This window comes from Mucilaginibacter hurinus (genome assembly GCF_003324525.1).
GTDB classification, from domain to species: domain Bacteria; phylum Bacteroidota; class Bacteroidia; order Sphingobacteriales; family Sphingobacteriaceae; genus Mucilaginibacter; species Mucilaginibacter hurinus.
In genome coordinates, this window is record NZ_QGDC01000001.1 from 469,588 (window position 1) to 488,524 (window position 18,937).

The 18,937-nt window shown below is 41.1% G+C and carries 16 protein-coding genes and 5 tRNA genes; all 21 read right to left on the bottom strand.

The features are described from left to right. Positions 1 to 25: 25 nt before the first annotated feature. Positions 26 to 1,435 carry a UDP-glucose 6-dehydrogenase gene (locus DJ568_RS02025; RefSeq protein WP_114003559.1) on the bottom strand — a complete coding sequence of 470 codons (1,410 nt, stop codon included), beginning with the start codon at positions 1,433 to 1,435 and terminating at the stop codon, positions 26 to 28. A gap of 509 nt (positions 1,436 to 1,944) precedes the next feature. Beyond that, the gene (locus DJ568_RS02030) at positions 1,945 to 2,682 is read right to left on the bottom strand and encodes a tyrosine-protein phosphatase (RefSeq protein WP_114003560.1); all 738 of its coding nucleotides are present in this window, start codon (positions 2,680 to 2,682) and stop codon (positions 1,945 to 1,947) included. A 110-nt stretch (positions 2,683 to 2,792) separates the two neighbouring features. Further along, the gene (gene rpoC / locus DJ568_RS02035; RefSeq protein ID WP_114003561.1) at positions 2,793 to 7,079 is read right to left on the bottom strand and encodes a DNA-directed RNA polymerase subunit beta'; all 4,287 of its coding nucleotides are present in this window, start codon (positions 7,077 to 7,079) and stop codon (positions 2,793 to 2,795) included. Positions 7,080 to 7,179: 100 nt separating this feature from the next. Continuing rightward, positions 7,180 to 10,983, bottom strand: a complete 3,804-nt coding sequence (gene rpoB, locus DJ568_RS02040; protein WP_114003562.1) for a DNA-directed RNA polymerase subunit beta — start codon at positions 10,981 to 10,983, stop codon at positions 7,180 to 7,182. 190 nt (positions 10,984 to 11,173) lie between these two features. Beyond that, positions 11,174 to 11,560, bottom strand: coding sequence for a 50S ribosomal protein L7/L12 (gene rplL / locus DJ568_RS02045; protein ID WP_114003563.1), 387 nt, complete (start codon positions 11,558 to 11,560; stop codon positions 11,174 to 11,176). A gap of 65 nt (positions 11,561 to 11,625) precedes the next feature. Further along, a complete protein-coding gene (gene rplJ, locus DJ568_RS02050) occupies positions 11,626 to 12,144 on the bottom strand; it encodes a 50S ribosomal protein L10 (RefSeq protein ID WP_114003564.1) in 519 nt (172 codons plus the stop codon). A gap of 2 nt (positions 12,145 to 12,146) precedes the next feature. Next, positions 12,147 to 12,845 carry a 50S ribosomal protein L1 gene (gene rplA / locus DJ568_RS02055; protein WP_114003565.1) on the bottom strand — a complete coding sequence of 233 codons (699 nt, stop codon included), beginning with the start codon at positions 12,843 to 12,845 and terminating at the stop codon, positions 12,147 to 12,149. Between the two features lie 85 nt (positions 12,846 to 12,930). Next, positions 12,931 to 13,371 (bottom strand): 50S ribosomal protein L11, encoded by a 441-nt coding sequence (rplK, locus tag DJ568_RS02060; RefSeq protein WP_114003566.1) that lies wholly within the window; start codon positions 13,369 to 13,371, stop codon positions 12,931 to 12,933. 187 nt (positions 13,372 to 13,558) lie between these two features. Continuing rightward, complete coding sequence (gene nusG / locus DJ568_RS02065) at positions 13,559 to 14,101, bottom strand: transcription termination/antitermination protein NusG (RefSeq protein ID WP_114003567.1); 543 nt, start codon at positions 14,099 to 14,101, stop codon at positions 13,559 to 13,561. Positions 14,102 to 14,112: 11 nt separating this feature from the next. Next, positions 14,113 to 14,307 carry a preprotein translocase subunit SecE gene (gene secE, locus DJ568_RS02070; protein WP_114003568.1) on the bottom strand — a complete coding sequence of 65 codons (195 nt, stop codon included), beginning with the start codon at positions 14,305 to 14,307 and terminating at the stop codon, positions 14,113 to 14,115. 21 nt (positions 14,308 to 14,328) lie between these two features. Then, positions 14,329 to 14,399 (bottom strand) — tRNA-Trp (locus DJ568_RS02075). 125 nt (positions 14,400 to 14,524) lie between these two features. Then, the gene (tuf, locus tag DJ568_RS02080; RefSeq protein WP_114003569.1) at positions 14,525 to 15,712 is read right to left on the bottom strand and encodes an elongation factor Tu; all 1,188 of its coding nucleotides are present in this window, start codon (positions 15,710 to 15,712) and stop codon (positions 14,525 to 14,527) included. A gap of 62 nt (positions 15,713 to 15,774) precedes the next feature. Then, positions 15,775 to 15,846, bottom strand: a tRNA-Thr gene (locus DJ568_RS02085). Positions 15,847 to 15,926: 80 nt separating this feature from the next. Continuing rightward, positions 15,927 to 15,999: transfer RNA gene (locus DJ568_RS02090), tRNA-Gly, on the bottom strand. 92 nt (positions 16,000 to 16,091) lie between these two features. After that, positions 16,092 to 16,172: transfer RNA gene (locus DJ568_RS02095), tRNA-Tyr, on the bottom strand. Between the two features lie 91 nt (positions 16,173 to 16,263). Continuing rightward, positions 16,264 to 16,336: transfer RNA gene (locus DJ568_RS02100), tRNA-Thr, on the bottom strand. Positions 16,337 to 16,580: 244 nt separating this feature from the next. Next, positions 16,581 to 16,928 carry a ribosome hibernation-promoting factor, HPF/YfiA family gene (hpf, locus tag DJ568_RS02105; RefSeq protein ID WP_114003570.1) on the bottom strand — a complete coding sequence of 116 codons (348 nt, stop codon included), beginning with the start codon at positions 16,926 to 16,928 and terminating at the stop codon, positions 16,581 to 16,583. A gap of 12 nt (positions 16,929 to 16,940) precedes the next feature. Next, positions 16,941 to 17,831: a tyrosine-type recombinase/integrase gene (locus DJ568_RS02110; protein WP_114003571.1), complete on the bottom strand. Its 891-nt coding sequence runs from the start codon at positions 17,829 to 17,831 to the stop codon at positions 16,941 to 16,943. A 90-nt stretch (positions 17,832 to 17,921) separates the two neighbouring features. Further along, positions 17,922 to 18,113, bottom strand: a complete 192-nt coding sequence (gene rpsU, locus DJ568_RS02115) for a 30S ribosomal protein S21 (protein WP_114003572.1) — start codon at positions 18,111 to 18,113, stop codon at positions 17,922 to 17,924. 117 nt (positions 18,114 to 18,230) lie between these two features. Then, a complete protein-coding gene (locus DJ568_RS02120) occupies positions 18,231 to 18,500 on the bottom strand; it encodes a DUF4342 domain-containing protein (RefSeq protein ID WP_114003573.1) in 270 nt (89 codons plus the stop codon). A 44-nt stretch (positions 18,501 to 18,544) separates the two neighbouring features. Next, a complete protein-coding gene (locus DJ568_RS02125) occupies positions 18,545 to 18,937 on the bottom strand; it encodes a hypothetical protein (protein ID WP_114003574.1) in 393 nt (130 codons plus the stop codon).

Here is an 18,937-nt window from a genome sequence, read left to right on the forward strand (position 1 = left end):
CATTGCTATTCTCTACAACATTAAGCTATTTTACAGCTTCTTTGCCAATTGTATAAACCTTAAAGCCAATTTCAGTTAAAGCTGCTTCGTTTAGCAAGTGCCGGCCGTCGAATATAAATGCAGGCTTCTTCATGCCATCATATATCCTTTTCCAGTCGTAATCTTTAAATTGATCCCATTCGGTTAATACAGCAATCGCATGCGCATCCTTACAAGCTTCGTAGGGATCTTCGAAAACGGTAACATATTGCTTATTTTTTTCGCTGTTACGGGTTTCCAGGTAATCAAGATCGCTGTAAACTTGTTCAGCAGGCACCTTTGGATCATATACAGCGATACCCGCCTGTTCGTGCAATAGGTCGTCAGCTACGTATATAGCGGCTGACTCACGTGTATCATTGGTGTCTTTTTTAAATGCCCATCCCAGGAAAGCTATTTTCTTTCCTGAAACAGTATTATATAATGTCTTAACGATATTGTTGGCAAACCTGCGTTTCTGATGATCATTCATTATAATTACCTGCTCCCAATAATCAGCAACCTCTTTCAGGCCATATGAGCGGGCTATATAAACCAAGTTAAGAATATCCTTTTGGAAGCATGAGCCACCAAAACCTACAGATGATTTCAAAAACTTAGGGCCAATGCGGCTATCGGTACCTATTGATCTGGCAACCTCTGATACGTCCGCTCCGGTACGTTCGCAAAGTTCAGACAGGGCGTTGATTGATGAAACCCGTTGCGCCAAAAATGCATTTGCGGTTAACTTGGATAATTCAGACGACCATAAATTCGTAGTCAATATTCTTTCTCTTGGCACCCACCGCGCATATACATCAACTAATGACTGCAAAGCTTCCTGACCTTCGGGCGTTGTATCTCCCCCAATAAGCACCCTATCAGGCGCATGAAGGTCCTCAACAGCAGTACCTTCGGCAAGGAATTCAGGGTTTGATAAGATTTGGTAATTTACACCATTACCGGTGTTTTGCAGGATGTTTTTCACCGCTTCCGCGGTTCTTACAGGTAAAGTTGATTTCTCTACAACAATTTTATCAGTTTTAGCAACACGGGCTATCTGGCGTGCACACAGTTCAATATATTTCAGGTCGGCCGCCATACCTTTACCTGAGCCATATGTTTTGGTCGGTGTGTTTACTGATATAAAAATTACTTCAGCTTCGTCAATAGCTTTATCAACGTCAGTAGAGAAAAACAAATTCCTTCCTCTTGCTTCGCCAACTACATCTGAAAGGCCCGGCTCATATATCGGAATATTTTCAACATCAGGATCATTCCAGGCATCTATCCTTGCTTGGTTTAAATCAACTACCGTTACTGTAATATCCGGACATTTCTGAGCAATAACTGCCATCGTGGGCCCGCCAACATAACCGGCACCGATACAGCAAATCTTAGTTATTTTTTTAGCCATAAAAGAGTTTTTTATTTAGTGTTACCTATATGCTTGTGTTTGTTTCAAGATAAATTTTGGCGTTATGTAATAAGAAGAGCAACCGCCGACTTGCCGCATTTCCATTTTGTCCGCAAAAATGCAAATTTTTTTAAATAATGACACTTTTTTATAAAAAAAATTATAAATATATTAATTGACGACATCTACAACCATGCATTTCTTCAGTATTTTGATGTATAATATCATGTATTTATTAATGTGGCTTACCATTATACCTATTTTGTTAACCACATTAAATCAGTATCTGGCATCATTTATTGTGAAGCAAATTACAAAATAAAATCAAATAAGCACGACGGCAGCATATGCTGAGATTGCCACAGTTTATGTGATTTATAACGTGAGACGCGGTTTAATAAAATAATAGTGACGATCGGATGGCTATCGATAATAATTTGACTAGGTGACATTGCTGTCCACTTAGTCAATTACCCTATATGTGTGAATCGTTATTGATGGCTAAGATCTTATCCGAAGAGTTCTGTATTTTTAAAGCCGTAAGCTTTAACTTTATCAAATCCGTCTTTCCAGGCACGTGGTTCGCGCATACCACGTAAATGTTTGTCATGGTGAAAATCAGTACCGGCGAGGTCATACCATTTGTTTTTGAGCAACTTCAGTGATGTTTCCTTCACCTCCTTTCCATAATATCCGGTAACCGATAATAAATTGAGTTGCAACAAACAGCCCATATCTTTAAACCGTTCTATTTTCTGCGGCATGCCATGATAAAAATTATATCGCTCCGGGTGTGCCAGTATGGGTTTGTATCCTTTTATACTTAAATCAAATACATAGGCTTCAATGTCTGGCGACTCAGCCAAATATGACATTTCGATAAGCACATAGTTACCGGGAAGCGTGAGCAGGTTGGTTTCTTTTACCAACGGTCCAAAGTCCTGGTTAACCATATATTCAGCAGCAGCATCGATACGTATATTTCGTCCTTTTAGCTCGTCTGACTGTTTTACCTGGTTCAAAGCCGCAGTTATGGTTTCGCGATTATTCGGATACAACTCCATAAATATATGGGGTGTGCAGAAGAACCTGTTAAAACCAAGGTCGTTCAACGCCGATATATAACGTATAGAACTTTCTACATCGGGCGACCCGTCATCAATGCCGGGCAATAAATGCGAATGCATATCGGTGCCTAACCAATCAAAACGGACCTCAGGTAGTGGTTTTTTGAAGAAACTAAACATGCTATAAAGTTAATGGTTTTAATCTAAATGCCCACAACTGCATCAATCACCTAAAAATAATAAAGCCTTCCATTTCTGAAAGGCTTTATTACAAAATTATCTATTTCCGTTTAAGCTTCTACATCTTCGGTTTTAGAAGCCATCAGGCGGTCAAACTCTTCTTGCGAACCTACACGTATATTTTCGTATTCGCGCAAACCGGTTCCTGAAGGAATCAGGTGACCCACAATAACGTTTTCTTTCAAGCCAAGCATGTTGTCTTTTTTACCTGCTATTGCCGCTTCATTCAGAACTTTTGTAGTTTCCTGGAATGACGCTGCAGATATAAACGACTTGGTGCCTAACGACGCCCTGGTGATACCTTGCAGTATCGGGCTTGATGTAGCAGGGATAGCATCTCTAACCTCTACTAGTTTTAAGTCTTTACGTTTTAACGCAGAGTTTTCGTCACGTAGTTTCCTTAAAGATAGTATCTGACCTGCTTTTAAAGTTTCAGAATCGCCCGGATCGACAACCACTTTTTTGTCGAATATTTCATCATTTTCAATCATGAAATCCCAACTGTCAACAGCTTCTTTTTCCAAGAAACGGGTATCACCAGCGTCCTCGATCTGCACTTTCTGCATCATTTGGTGAACGATCACTTCAAAATGCTTGTCATTAATCTTCACACCCTGTAAACGGTAAACCTCCTGAATACCGTTAACGAGGTACTCCTGTACAGCTGCCGGACCTTTAATGGCCAGGATGTCGGCAGGAGATATTGATCCGTCAGACAATGGCATACCGGCTTTTACAAAGTCATTATCCTGCACTAAGATGTGTTTAGACAATGGAACCAGATATTTTTTGATCTGCCCGTCTTTTGATTCGATGCTCATTTCGCGGTTACCACGTTTAACACCGCCTAACGTTACTACGCCATCAATCTCGGTAACTACAGCAGGGTTACTTGGATTACGTGCTTCAAACAATTCAGTTACACGTGGTAAACCACCTGTAATATCCCGTGTTTTACCTGTTGAACGAGGAATTTTAGCAATCACCTGTCCGGTCTGCAGTTTTTCACCCTCCTCAACCGCAATGTGTGCACCTACAGGTATATTATACCCTTTAACTACGTTACCTTTATTATCGGCAACCTGAATTACCGGGTTTTTAGTTTTATCTCTTGTGTCAATAATTACCTTTTCGCGGTGGCCTGTTTGTTCGTCAGACTCCTCACGGAAAGTAACACCTTCCAATACTGCTTCAAATTTGGCAACACCTGCAAACTCCGAAATGATAACCGCGTTATACGGATCCCATGAGCAGATACGATCGCCTTTTGTGATTTTGCTACCATCTTCAACATACAGGTATGAACCGTACGGAATGTTATTGGTCATGATCACTTTATTGCTGCCCGGCTCAATGATGCGGAACTCGCCTGAACGGCCAAGTACAACATCAACAGTACCTTCTTCAGTTTCATATTTAACTGTGCGCACATTTTCAAATTCAATGATACCATCAAATCTTGCATTAATCTGAGACTCAGCTGCAATGTTTGATGCAGTACCACCCACGTGGAAAGTACGAAGTGTTAACTGTGTACCAGGCTCACCAATTGACTGTGCTGCGATAACACCCACAGCTTCACCTTTTTGCACACGCTTACCGCTTGCAAGGTTACGACCGTAGCATAGCGCACAAACACCACGCTTGCTTTCGCATGTCAATACCGAACGGATTTCAATACCTTCTAACGGCGAGTTTTCAATTGATTTAGCTATTTCTTCGGTGATATCCTCGCCTGCGCTCACCAACAATTCGTTAGTTAACGGATCGGTAACATCATGCAGGGAGGTACGGCCCAGTATACGGTCGTATAAAGGTTCAACAATATCCTCGTTATCCTTAAGCGCTGTAGTGAAGATACCCCTTAAAGTACCGCAATCTACTTCACCTACAATCATATCCTGCGCAACGTCATGTAAACGACGGGTCAGGTAACCAGCATCGGCTGTTTTCAAGGCTGTATCCGCCAAACCTTTACGAGCACCGTGGGTAGAGATAAAATACTCTAATACCGACAGACCTTCTTTAAAGTTTGATAAGATAGGATTCTCAATAATTTCGCCGCCTGAGCCTGACTTTTGGGGCTTGGCCATCAAACCACGCATACCTGCCAACTGACGGATCTGCTCTTTTGAACCACGTGCACCTGAATCAAGCATCATGTAAACAGAATTGAAACCCTGGTTATCATTGCTAAGGATGTCCATTACATTGGCTGTTAACCGGTTGTTGATACGGGTCCAGATGTCAATGATTTGGTTATAACGCTCGTTATTGGTGATGAAACCCATGTTATAGTTACCCATAACCTCCTCAACTTCTTTCGAAGCCTGTTCAATAAGCTTAACTTTTTGCTCAGGGATATTAATATCCTTAAGGTTAAATGATAAACCACCACGGAATGCCATTTGGAAACCTAACTCCTTAATATCATCAAGGAACTGGGCAGCGCGTGCCATACCGGTATTTTTAACTACCTCACCAATAATATCACGCAGTGATTTTTTGGTAAGCAGTTCGTTTATATAACCTACCTCTTCAGGTACGTGCTGGTTGAACAACACGCGGCCTACAGTAGTTTCTATTATCTTGCTAACAATGCTGCCATCACGTTCTTTTACATTTGCCTTAACTTTGATAAAGGCATGCAGGTCAATTTTCTTTTCGTTGTAAGCAATAATTACTTCTTCTGACGAGTAAAAAGATAAACCTTCACCTTTTACAACACGATCGGCATCAGTTTTACGGCCTTTAGTTATGTAGTACAAACCAAGCACCATGTCCTGTGATGGTACGGTGATAGGTGTACCATTGGCAGGGTTAAGAATGTTGTGCGATGCAAGCATCAGTACCTGGGCTTCCAGTATAGCGGCGTTACCAAGAGGTACGTGCACAGCCATCTGGTCACCGTCGAAATCCGCGTTAAAAGCCGTACAGGTTAATGGATGCAATTGGATTGCTTTACCTTCAACAAGGCGCGGCTGAAATGCCTGGATACCTAACCTGTGCAGCGTAGGCGCACGGTTTAATAATACAGGGTGACCTTTTAATACGTTTTCTAATATATCCCAAACAAGCGGATCTTTACGATCAACTATCTTTTTAGCAGATTTTACCGTTTTAACCACACCACGCTCAATCATTTTGCGGATGATAAATGGTTTAAACAGCTCGGCAGCCATATCCTTTGGTAAACCGCACTCATGCAGCTTAAGGTTAGGCCCTACAACAATTACCGAACGTGCAGAGTAATCAACACGTTTACCTAAAAGGTTTTGACGGAAACGGCCTTGTTTACCTTTCAGGATATCTGAAAGTGATTTAAGGGCACGGTTACCTTCCGTTTTTACAGCATTAACTTTACGCGAGTTGTCAAATAACGAGTCTACAGCTTCCTGCAGCATACGCTTTTCGTTACGTAAAATCACTTCCGGCGCTTTTATCTCAATCAAACGTTTTAAACGGTTGTTACGGATAATTACACGACGGTAAAGGTCATTTAAATCAGACGTTGCAAAACGTCCACCTTCTAAAGGCACCAACGGGCGCAGTTCAGGCGGAATAACCGGAACAATCTTTACGATCATCCACTCAGGGTTATTTTCAATCCTGTTTTTTGCATCGCGGAAAGCTTCTACAACTTGCAAGCGCTTTAACGCTTCGTTTTTACGTTGCTGCGAAGTTTCGTTTGCAGCCTGGTGGCGAAGGTTGTATGATAACTCGTCAAGATTAAGTCGCTTTAGTAACTCCTCAAGAGCTTCAGCACCCATTTTTGCAACAAATTTCTGCGGATCTTTGTCGTCAAGGTACTGGTTCTCTTTTGGTAAAGTATCTAATACATCCAGGTATTCTTCTTCAGTAAGGAAATCCATCTTTGAAATTCCGTCACCTTCTTTAATGCCCGGTTGTATAACTACATATCTCTCGTAGTAAATAATAAGGTCGAGTTTCTTAGTAGGCAGCCCTAACAAATAACCGATTTTGTTAGGTAATGACCTGAAGTACCAAATGTGCGCCACAGGCACCACCAGGTTAATGTGGCCCATACGCTCACGGCGTACTTTCTTTTCAGTTACCTCTACACCGCAACGGTCGCAAACTATACCTTTGTAACGGATACGTTTGTATTTACCGCAATGGCATTCATAATCTTTAACCGGGCCAAATATGCGTTCGCAAAACAAACCATCGCGCTCAGGCTTATAAGTCCTGTAGTTGATGGTTTCCGGTTTTAAAACTTCACCGCTCGAACGCTCCAGTATAGCCTCAGGCGAAGCCAGGCTAATGGTGATGGTGGTAAAGTTACTTTTGATTTTATTATCCTTTTTGTAAGACATAGTCTCCTTTGTTTTTTTGTTGTGAGTTGTGTGTTATAAGTTGCAGGTTGTGGGTTGCAGACCGCATTTTCATACTACCTGCAACTCACAACACACAACTTTACTCTAACGTGATATCCAAACCTAAGCCGCGTAACTCATGAACCAATACGTTGAATGATTCAGGAACTGACGGAGTTGGCAGGTTTTCACCTTTAACAATAGCCTCATAAGTTTTAGCACGGCCGATAACGTCGTCCGACTTAACTGTCAATATTTCCTGCAGAATGTTGGCTGCACCGAATGCCTCAAGTGCCCAAACCTCCATCTCACCAAAACGCTGACCACCAAACTGAGCTTTACCACCCAATGGTTGTTGTGTAATTAATGAGTACGGCCCTATTGAACGTGCGTGCATCTTATCGTCAACCATGTGACCCAGTTTCAGCATGTAAATAATACCTACTGTAGTTGGCTGGTCAAAACGGTCGCCTGTTAATCCGTTGTACAGATAAGTACGGCCCGACTCAGGTAAGCCTGCTTTTTGCACCCACTCTTCCACTTCTTCATGGCTTGCACCATCAAAAATTGGCGTTGCGAATTTAATGCCCAGCTCTTTACCAGCCCATCCTAACACTGTTTCATATATCTGGCCCAGGTTCATACGCGATGGCACGCCCAGCGGGTTCAACACTATATCAACCGGCGTTCCGTCTTCAAGGAAAGGCATATCTTCATCACGTACTATACGTGCAACAATACCTTTGTTACCGTGGCGGCCCGCCATTTTATCACCTACCTTAAGTTTACGCTTTTTAGCGATATATACTTTAGCCATCTGTACGATGCCTGAAGGCAGCTCGTCACCTACGCTTATCGCGAACTTCTCGCGACGGTAGCCACCCAATTCTTCGTTAACCTTGATGTTGTAATTGTGCAGCAACACTTTAATTTGCTCATTCTTATCATCATCAGTAGTCCACTTGGTTGGGTTGATATTTTCGTAGTTAAGCTCAGTAAGTATCTTCTGGGTAAACTTAACGCCTTTTGCTACATAAAGCTCCTTGTAAATGTTATAAACACCCTGTGATGTTTTGCCGTTTACAATTTCAAATAACTTATCAACTAAAGTATTTTTAAGGTCTTTGATCGCTTTTTCGTGCCTTGTATCAAGTTTCTCAATCTGTGCTTTTTCTTCGGCCTTGGTGGTCTTTTTAGCACGCGAGAATAATTTAGTATCAATTACAACACCGGCAATAGAAGGAGGAGTTTTTAACGACGCATCTTTAACGTCGCCCGCCTTATCACCAAATATAGCACGTAACAATTTCTCTTCCGGTGAAGGGTCAGACTCGCCTTTAGGCGTGATCTTACCGATCAGGATATCGCCTTCTTTAACCTCGGCGCCTACACGGATAATACCGTCTTCGTCAAGATCCTTGGTAGCTTCTTCAGATACGTTAGGAATATCTGCAGTTAATTCTTCTTCACCACGTTTAGTATCACGAACTTCAAGTTCAAACTCCTCTACGTGTAACGAAGTGAAGATATCCTGTGAAACCACACGCTCAGAAATAACGATAGCATCCTCAAAGTTATATCCCTGCCAAGGCATGAACGCCACTTTAAGGTTACGACCTAATGCAAGCTCACCATTTTGGGTAGCATAACCTTCGCAAAGTACCTGTCCTTTTTCTACCCTTTGGCCTTTTTTAACAATAGGCTTAAGGTTCATGGTAGTACTTTGATTGGTTTTTTTGAACTTGGTTAAGCGATAGCTTTTTGTATCCCCGTCAAACGAAACTAAACGATCAGCTTCATTGCGGTCATACATTATCCTTATTTCATTAGCATCAACATACTCTACTACACCATTGCCTTCGGCATTTATTAGTGTACGTGAGTCTTTTGCTACACGGTCCTCCAGTCCTGTACCTACAATTGGCGCCTCAGGACGCAATAACGGTACTGCCTGGCGCTGCATGTTCGAACCCATCAGGGCACGGTTAGCATCATCATGCTCAAGGAACGGGATAAGCGAAGCCGCGATAGAAGTGATTTGGTTTGGCGCTATGTCCATCAAATCAAGTCTTTCCGGTTCAATAACCGGGAAGTCACCTTCAAAACGTGCTTTAACTTTAGGGGTGGCAAACTCCCCTTTATCATCATATACAGCGTTAGCCTGTCCGATGGTTTTACCATCTTCATCTTCGGCTGATAAATATATTACCGGCTCATTAACTTGCACTTTACCTTCAACTACGCGTTTGTACGGTGTTTCGATAAAGCCCAGATTATTAATTTTTGCGTGAACGCAAAGCGATGATATCAAACCAATGTTCGGGCCTTCAGGAGTTTCAATGGTACACAAACGACCGTAATGGGTGTAGTGTACGTCACGAACTTCAAAACCTGCACGCTCGCGCGACAGACCACCGGGCCCTAAGGCTGACAGACGACGCTTGTGCGTGATTTCTGCCAGTGGGTTGGTTTGGTCCATAAACTGCGATAGCTGGTTAGTACCGAAGAATGAGTTGATAACCGATGACAAGGTACGCGCGTTGATCAGATCAGTTGGCGTGAACACCTCGTTGTCACGAATGTTCATACGCTCGCGGATGGTACGTGCCATACGGGCTAAACCTACACCAAACTGGGCATACAGTTGCTCGCCTACCGTACGTACACGACGGTTTGACAAGTGATCAATATCATCCACCTCAGCCTTAGAGTTGATTAACTTGATCAGGTATTTCACAATTGCGATTATATCCTGCTTAGTTAAAACCTTAGTATCGTCTGAAGTATCAAGTTTTAGCTTACGGTTGATGCGGTACCGACCCACATCACCCAGATCATACCTTTTGTCTGAGAAAAACAAACGATCGATGATACCACGAGCGGTTTCCTCATCAGGTGGTTCAGCGTTACGCAACTGGCGGTAAATATGCTCTACTGCCTCTTTCTCAGAGTTTGAAGTATCCTTTTGTAAAGTATTGTATATAATAGTATAATCACCGCTGGTGGCCGCATCTTCCTTATTCAGGATAATGGTTTTAACACCGGCGTCAATGATCATATCGATATGGTCGTCTTCAAGTACGGTTTCGCGCTCAAGGATGATCTCATTACGGTCAATAGATACCACTTCACCGGTATCCTCGTCCACAAAGTCTTCAACCCATTTTTTAAGCACCCTTGCAGCAAGCTTGCGGCCTATAAATTTCTTTAAGCCCGATTTGCTTACTTTCACCTCGTCGGCCAGTTCAAATAACTCCAATATATCTTTATCAGAATCATAACCTATGGCGCGAAGCAGGGTAGTAACCGGGAATTTCTTTTTACGGTCGATATAGGCATACATCACGTTGTTAACGTCAGTAGCAAACTCTATCCATGATCCTTTAAAAGGAATTACACGGGCCGAGTATAATTTAGTACCGTTGGTATGACGGCTTTGACCGAAAAATACACCAGGTGAGCGGTGCAACTGCGATACAATAACGCGCTCGGCGCCATTGATAACAAATGTGCCTTTAGGGGTCATGTACGGGATGGTACCCAGGTACACGTCCTGTACTATAGTTTCAAAGTCTTCGTGCTCCTCATCATTACATGATAAGCGAAGCTTTGCCTTTAATGGCACGCTGTAAGTTAATCCGCGCTCAATACACTCCTGTATATCATAGCGAGGCGGATCAATAAAGTAATCAAGGAACTCTAAAACAAAGATGTTTCTTGAATCTGAAATTGGGAAATTTTCAGCAAACACTTTAAATAACCCCTCTTTATAGCGGTCATCTGAAGTTGTTTCCAATTGAAAAAATTCACGGAAAGATTGTAACTGAACATCCAGAAAATCCGGGTAATCCAATACCTTACGGCTGGTTGCAAAGTTTACTCTTTGATTATTTTTGTTTGCCAAGGGATTTAAATTTTAGTTTATTATTTTAAATAGATCTGAGAAGCGGGATATGAGATTTGAGTTTTACCTTAAGGTATTTGATCTGAATCTCATGTCTTAACATCTCATATCTCAAATCTAAACCTGTATAAACAGCAATAGACCCCGACCTAAAACGGTCGGAGTCTGATGCTATTGCTATTGGGTTAAATTATTTAACCTCAACTACCGCTCCGGCTTCTTCTAATTGAGATTTCAGAGCTTGAGCTTCTTCTTTAGATACACCAGTTTTTACTTCTTTAGGTGCACCGTCAACAAGATCTTTTGCTTCTTTCAAACCAAGACCAGTTAAGTCTTTTACTAATTTAACTACAGCCAGTTTCTGACCACCAGCTTCCTTAAGGATAACGTCAAATGAAGTTTGCTCAGCAGCAGCTGCAGGAGCATCACCATCACCACCAGCAGCAGGGCCGGCTACAGCAACAGCTGCAGCAGCAGGCTCGATGCCGTACTCGTCTTTCAGGATTTGAGCTAATTCGTTTACTTCTTTTACTGTTAAGTTAACTAACTGTTCAGCAAAGGCTTTTAAATCTGCCATTTTATTTTAAATTTTAACTTTAATACTTTGTTGTTTAATGTTCCGGACTTTAAAGGTGTCCGAGATTAACCTCTTTCTTGCAATGTTTTTACAACACCTGCCAATATGTTTCCGCCTGATTGTAATGCAGAAACAACGTTCTTTGCCGGTGATTGCAGTAAACCGATGATCTCTCCTATCAGTTGCTCTTTTGACTTTAGTTTGGTCAAAGCATCCAACTGATTGTCGCCGATGAATACAGCTGAGTCAATATAAGCCGCTTTTAAAACCGGCTTGTCACCTGATTTTCTTAACTGCTTAATCAACTTTGCCGGGGCAGTAGCTGACTTAGAGAAAAGAATTGATGATGAACCTTTTAAAGACTCGTATATTTCGGTAAAATCGCCGTCAACAGCTTCCATAGCTTTACGGATAAGGGTATTTTTAGCTACCTGTATCTTAATATCGCTTTCGAAACATTTACGACGGATGTCATTGATTTTTGCAACCGTAAGATTTGAAGTATCGGTGATATAAAAATTACCGTACTCTTTAATCTGTTCAGTAAGGGCAAGAACAAGTTCGTGTTTTTCTTCTTTATTCATGATTAAATCCCCGCTACTGTTTTGGTTTCAATTTCAATTCCAGGCGACATAGTTGAAGAGATGTGTATGCTCTTGAAATATGTTCCTTTAGCTGCAGATGGTTTTAATTTTGAGATAGTTTGCAATACTTCTAAAGCATTCTCATAAATTTTATCTGCAGAAAAAGAAGCTTTTCCTATTGAGGCATGGATGATACCTGTTTTATCAACCTTGAAGTCGATTTTACCACCTTTTACATCAGTTACAGCTTTACCAACTTCGGTAGTTACTGTACCCGATTTAGGGTTTGGCATAAGGTTACGAGGGCCCAATATACGACCTAAACGACCTACCTTCGCCATCACACTTGGCATAGTGATGATAATATCAACATCAGTCCATCCGCCTTCAATCTTGGCAATATAATCATCCAAACCTACGTAATCTGCACCTGCGTCCTTTGCTTCCTGCTCTTTGTCAGGCGTGCAAAGCACTAAAACACGTACAGTTTTACCGGTTCCATGAGGCAATGTTGCTATACCGCGCACCATTTGATTGGCTTTACGGGGGTCAACACCTAAACGTACATCTATATCAACAGATGAATCAAACTTGGTTAAAGTAATTTCTTTTACCAAAGCTGACGCATCCTGTAACGAGTATGCTTTGTTAGCCTCAATTTTGGAGAGTGCCACTTTTTGATTTTTTGTTAATCTAGCCACTGTCTTAAAACTGATTTTGTATAAATAATTAATTTAGAATTGAGATCTGAGATTTGAGATATTATATCTGAAATCAGAAATCAACTTAGTTCCAGGGAGCCGTACCAGATACGGTGATTCCCATACTGCGGGCAGTTCCTGCTACCATTTTCATGGCCGATTCAACTGTAAACGCATTTAAGTCAGTCATTTTATCAGTAGCGATAGTTTTAACCTGGTCCCAGCTTACGCTTGATACCTTTTTACGGTTAGGCTCTGCCGACCCACTTTTTAAACCTGTAGCTTCCAGCAGCTGGATAGCAACCGGAGGGGTTTTAATGATAAAATCGAATGACTTGTCAACGTATACAGTAATAACCACAGGTAACACTTTGCCAGGTTTATCCTGGGTACGTGCATTAAACTGCTTGCAAAACTCCATGATGTTAACACCTTTTGCACCCAATGCAGGGCCAATTGGTGGCGATGGATTTGCCGCGCCGCCTTTTACTTGTAGTTTTACTAACGCACCGACTTCTTTTGCCATTTTAATTTACTTTAATTATTACTCAATGTTAGTAAGTGGAAGCTATGTAACATTTTGTTATTCTGGTATCAAGTAGTTAGTGTCAAGTATGAATACTTTCTACGTGCTGCTATCACCATTGTCTTAAATTAGCTTGTGGTCTTTTATCAATATCAATCTGTTCTTAATACTTGATATTAACTACTCACTACTCCTTTTCTACCTGCATGTAATTCAACTCAAGCGGCGTACGGCGCCCGAATATCTTTACCATTACTTTTAGTTTCTTTTTCTCTTCATTAACCTCTTCAATTACGCCACTAAAGCCATTGAAAGGGCCGTCCATCACTTTCACATTTTCGCCAACGTAGTAAGGTACGTTTATGGTTTCAGTTTGTGAGGTCATCTCATCAACCTTACCCAAAATACGGTTAACCTCGGCCTGGCGTAACGGAATAGCATTACCGGCTTTATCACCCAAGAAACCAATTACACTATTTATATTTTTAATTACGTGCTCAAGCTCGCCATCAAGCGCCGCTTCCATTAACACATAACCGGGGAAATAATTGCGCTCCTTAGCTATCTTCTTTCCATCGCGCATCTGGTAGTATTTTTCGGTAGGTATTAATACCTGCGGTACCAAATGCGATATACCAAGACGGTTTACCTCGGCATCTATATATTGTTTTACCTTTTTCTCTTTACCGCTGATGGCCCTAACTACGTACCATTTTAACTGATCACTCATCTATCAAAAAATTAAGCCAGTGAACTATAAAATTGTTTAAGCACATAACCTATTAGCTGGTCCATGCCAAAAATAATTAAGGCAATTATGATAGCTGCTACCAACACCAATACGGCACTGTTTAACAGTTCTCTCCAGGTTGGCCAGGTTACCTTCTGGGTCAACTCTATATACGACTCTTTTATATACTCAGTTACGTTAGCCATTTCAGTTGTTGCTCTATAATGCACGGGAACAAGGATTCGAACCCTGATCAAAGGTTTTGGAGACCTCTATTCTACCGTTGAACTATTCCCGTATTATCCCAAAATCTGTTATGAGACTTTTATTGTTGTATTATATTACAAAGTACTTAGGCCTAAACCCAAGTACTTTGTAGATAAATTAACCTATCCTTTTCCTCCGTTAAGAGGTTAGGGGGTCTTATTTTAAGATCTCGGTCACCTGGCCGGCACCTACTGTTCTGCCACCTTCACGGATAGCGAAACGTAAGCCTTTTTCCATTGCGATCGCATTGATCAATTTTACAGTGATAGTTACGTTATCACCAGGCATAACCATTTCTACACCTTCTGCCAGTGAAATCTCACCAGTTACGTCAGTGGTACGGAAATAGAATTGCGGACGGTATTTGTTGAAGAATGGAGTGTGACGGCCACCTTCAGCTTTTGATAATACGTAAACCTCAGCTTTGAAATCTGTGTGAGGAGTTACTGAACCTGGTTTACAGATAACCATACCACGACGGATATCAGTTTTCTCAATACCACGTAACAATAAACCTACGTTGTCACCAGCTTCACCACGGTCAAGGATTTTGCGGAACATCTCAACACCAGTTACGGTTGATTTTAAGTTCTCAGCACCCATACCCAGGATATCAACAGGCTCTCCTGAGTTGATGATACCACGCTCAATACGACCAGTTGCTACAGTACCACGACCAGTGATCGAGAATACGTCCTCAACAGGCATCAGGAATGGAAGATCAGTCAGACGCGGAGGGATTGGGATGTAGTTATCAACAGCATCCATCAGCTCCATAATTTTACCAACCCATTTCGGATCAGCGTTAAGGCCACCAAGAGCGGAACCTTGGATAACAGGAATATCGTCGCCAGGGAATTCGTAGAATGATAATAATTCACGAACTTCCATTTCAACAAGTTCTAATAATTCCGGATCATCAACCATGTCAACCTTGTTCATGAAAACAACAAGTGCAGGTACACCTACCTGACGTGCTAACAGGATGTGCTCGCGGGTTTGAGGCATCGGACCATCAGTTGCAGCAACAACAATGATTGCACCATCCATTTGAGCCGCACCAGTAACCATGTTTTTCACATAATCCGCGTGACCTGGACAGTCAACGTGAGCGTAGTGACGGTTAGCTGTTGAATATTCAACGTGTGCAGTGTTGATTGTGATACCACGCTCTTTTTCTTCAGGAGCAGAGTCAATTGAATCGAAAGAACGAGCTTCAGATAAACCCGCGTCAGCTAATACTTTTGTAATAGCAGCTGTAAGGGTGGTTTTGCCGTGGTCAACGTGACCGATAGTGCCGATGTTTAAGTGCGGCTTGCTACGGTCAAACTTTTCTTTTGCCATGATTATATTATTTTTTGTAGGTTAATTTTTAAATTAATTGTTGTTTATTATTCGCTAAACAGAGCCAACAATGGGATTTGAACCCATGACCTCTTCCTTACCAAGGAAGTGCTCTACCCCTGAGCTACGTCGGCTTATTTCAGTTTACAGCTGCCAGTTACAGTTTGCAGCCTTAACTACTTACTGCGAACCGCCCTCTGCGTGCTGATAACAGAGCGGAAGACGAGGTTCGAACTCGCGACCTATAGCTTGGAAGGCTATCGCTCTACCAACTGAGCTACTTCCGCAAATTAATTAGTGAATGAGCGAATAAGTGACTTATTGAATTTAGATATTACTCATTCGTTCAATAACTCACTAACTCACTCATTAACCGTTGTGGGGGGAGAAGGATTCGAACCTTCGTAGCCGAAGCAACGGATTTACAGTCCGTCCCATTTGACCGCTCTGGTATCCCCCCGTTGTTTAATTATCGAATAAGTGATTGAGTGATTGTTGAATTTTCATTCATTTATTCACTATTACAATCCTTTACTCATTAATCAAAACAGAGCCTCCTATCGGGATCGAACCAATGACCTACTGATTACAAGTCAGTTGCTCTACCAGCTGAGCTAAGGAGGCTAATTTTTTACCCTTCATCCTCTTTACATTCGCTTTCGCGCGCAAGAAGTCGTAAACGGTTAAATTAATTTTACTTTTTTTATTTTAAAGAACCACCCTTTTAAGATTGATTAACACATTGTGCACCTCTCCGAAAGGGATTGCAAATCTACACAAATTTAAAGCTGTACAAAATTTTTTATCAAAAAAAATCGGCGAGTTGTAAACCCGCCGATTTTAGTTGTTGAGTACTATGGTTTTATACTTAAAACTCGTCGTCAACCGAATTTAATATTGCCTTTTTAGCCGCGGTGTCGGCTATGCTTTTCTTAGTTTTATGCTTCTCTATCTGCTTCCTTAAGCTTTCAACCGCCAGGTCTGTAGCCTCTTCAAAGGTTTTGCATTGTTCTTTTGCAAACAGCTGGTTGCCCGGTAACTGTATTTTTATCTCGGCTATTTTATTCGCTTCGTCTTCTACATTTTCCAGCTTTAAATAAACTTGCCCGTTTATAATATGATCATAAAATGTCTCCAGTTTGTCTGCCTTCTTCTGTATGAAATCCAACAATTTTTTGTCTGCAGTAAAATGAATTGATTGCACTGTGATTTTCATGTTTCCTCCGTTTTATGCCTTTGGATGGGCGAGTTTATAAATAGACTTTAATCGTTCAACTGAATTGTGCGTATAAATTTGCGTAGCGCTTAAATTAGCATGACCCAAAAGTTCTTTGATAGAATTAAGGTCAGCTCCGCGGTTTAACAGGCTTGTAGCAAAGGTGTGCCTTAATACGTGCGGGCTCTTTTTAGTTTGGGTAGATATGTAGGAGAGATATTTGTGCACAATTAAATATATAAGTTTCGGATACGCATTTGCTCCTTTATCTGTAACGATTAACGCTAACGATTTGTTATCAAAATTTTCACTTTTCTTTAACACCTGGTACTCATTTAGCAAAGCCACCAATTCTCTGTTCACCGGTATAATTCTTTCTTTATTTCGCTTACCCAACACCTTAACCGTGTGCTCATAATTATCTATATCGGTCTCCTTTATCCCAAGCAGTTCTGACAGGCGTATACCTGTTCCAAATAAAAACTCAATTACCAGTTTATCCCGTACACCTTTAAAATCCTTACCAAATACTTCATTGTTATCAAGCATTTGGGTCAGCTTAACGTCTTCTACAACCACCGGAAGATTCTTTGGCACCTTAGGGGTAGTGATTTTAGCCGTTGGATTATTTGTTATAACGCCCTCCTGCAGCAGAAATTTAAAATATTTGCGAAGCGTAGCAATTTTACGATTAACGGAACGGGCTAACAGTTTATCGTCCATCATGCTCACCATCCAGTTGCGGATGTCATGATGGCTTATGTCTGAAGGGTGCGCGGGGGGCTGGCCTGATAGCGTTAAGAACGCCATGAATTGATCCAGATCAGATTGGTATGCAGCTACTGTGTGAACAGAATATCGCTTTTCGAATTTAATGTATTGAATAAAACGCTCTGAAAACATAAAAACTATTTACACATCCGGTTAATTGAATGTACAAATAGTTTCTATATATGTTATAAAATCTGAAATTTTTTTCCAGGAGAAAAAAACTTACGATGCGTCTAAATTCAATCCTTGCTTATAGATGGCATTTTTCACAGTAGTTCTGCGGGTAACAGATTTTTTCTCAAAAGCCTGACGGCTACGAAGCTCTCTTAAAACACCGGTCTTTTCGAATTTCTTCTTAAAGCGTTTTAATGCCTTGTCTAATGATTCGCCGTCTTTTACGTTGATAATAATCATATGTCCTTAAATACCTCCTTTCGTGGGACGACAAAGGTAGGCAAAATGTTTTATTTACAAAATAGTTTTATCGCTTTATTTAGTTGACGTTGTGAGACATCGGTGCGTGCCTCCCGACTATAAAATAATGTCATCATTTATTTCGTCATCGGGTTTGCGGTCAACCACAATAGTACACTCTCCTATCAGCGCTGCAAGGGCACCTACCGCGGCCAAAACGGGCGCTATCAGCACACCAACCACACCATAGGTTAGTGGTATTGACATCAATTCCTTTGCCTGTTTATCCAGGATGGTTATCCGCCGTATATTTCCCTCCTTAATCAACTCTTTTATTTTGTCAAGCAATTGTTCGCCATTTATGCTGAATGATTCTTTTGTGCTCATGATTTTTAACGTTTATGTGTTAGAGCGATAGAATATTAAATTTGTTACACCACGCTGTAAAACCATAAATCATTTGCAGAAAAACCACTGTAATTTAATCCCGAACCAAAATATTCCTTATGGTCGCTATTTGTTAGTTTTAGCTCTATAGATGAAAGGCTATCAACAACGACAACCATAGTATTATGAAAAGAATTGGTGATAGTTTTTATCTTATCTACCACATCCTTTTTAACAGTAATTAACGGAAGTCTTTTCCATACGAAAGCTACTTCAATATCACTTTGCATAACAGTTGCCCAGTTTTCTTCATCTTCCGGATACGAAACACTAAAACAATCATTGTTTAACGCATCAAGGAAAGAATAAAATGTTGCTATGCTCCAATCATCTCTATTCTCTAATAAAAAATCCAGACCGACAGATATATCTTTCAT

What these genes read in the sequence shown, in the direction of transcription:
- hpf (WP_114003570.1), bottom strand. Translation starts at nt 16,928, where the DNA reads ATGAAAATCACAGTGCAATCAATTCATTTTACTGCAGACAAAAAATTG.
- tuf (WP_114003569.1), bottom strand. Translation starts at nt 15,712, where the DNA reads ATGGCAAAAGAAAAGTTTGACCGTAGCAAGCCGCACTTAAACATCGGC.
- rpsU (WP_114003572.1), bottom strand. Translation starts at nt 18,113, where the DNA reads ATGATTATTATCAACGTAAAAGACGGCGAATCATTAGACAAGGCATTA.
- DJ568_RS02025 (WP_114003559.1), bottom strand. Translation starts at nt 1,435, where the DNA reads ATGGCTAAAAAAATAACTAAGATTTGCTGTATCGGTGCCGGTTATGTT.
- rplK (WP_114003566.1), bottom strand. Translation starts at nt 13,371, where the DNA reads ATGGCAAAAGAAGTCGGTGCGTTAGTAAAACTACAAGTAAAAGGCGGC.
- DJ568_RS02125 (WP_114003574.1), bottom strand. Translation starts at nt 18,937, where the DNA reads ATGAAAGATATATCTGTCGGTCTGGATTTTTTATTAGAGAATAGAGAT.
- rplL (WP_114003563.1), bottom strand. Translation starts at nt 11,560, where the DNA reads ATGGCAGATTTAAAAGCCTTTGCTGAACAGTTAGTTAACTTAACAGTA.
- DJ568_RS02110 (WP_114003571.1), bottom strand. Translation starts at nt 17,831, where the DNA reads ATGTTTTCAGAGCGTTTTATTCAATACATTAAATTCGAAAAGCGATAT.
- rpoC (WP_114003561.1), bottom strand. Translation starts at nt 7,079, where the DNA reads ATGTCTTACAAAAAGGATAATAAAATCAAAAGTAACTTTACCACCATC.
- DJ568_RS02030 (WP_114003560.1), bottom strand. Translation starts at nt 2,682, where the DNA reads ATGTTTAGTTTCTTCAAAAAACCACTACCTGAGGTCCGTTTTGATTGG.
- nusG (WP_114003567.1), bottom strand. Translation starts at nt 14,101, where the DNA reads ATGAGTGATCAGTTAAAATGGTACGTAGTTAGGGCCATCAGCGGTAAA.
- rplJ (WP_114003564.1), bottom strand. Translation starts at nt 12,144, where the DNA reads ATGAATAAAGAAGAAAAACACGAACTTGTTCTTGCCCTTACTGAACAG.
- DJ568_RS02120 (WP_114003573.1), bottom strand. Translation starts at nt 18,500, where the DNA reads ATGAGCACAAAAGAATCATTCAGCATAAATGGCGAACAATTGCTTGAC.
- secE (WP_114003568.1), bottom strand. Translation starts at nt 14,307, where the DNA reads ATGGCTAACGTAACTGAGTATATAAAAGAGTCGTATATAGAGTTGACC.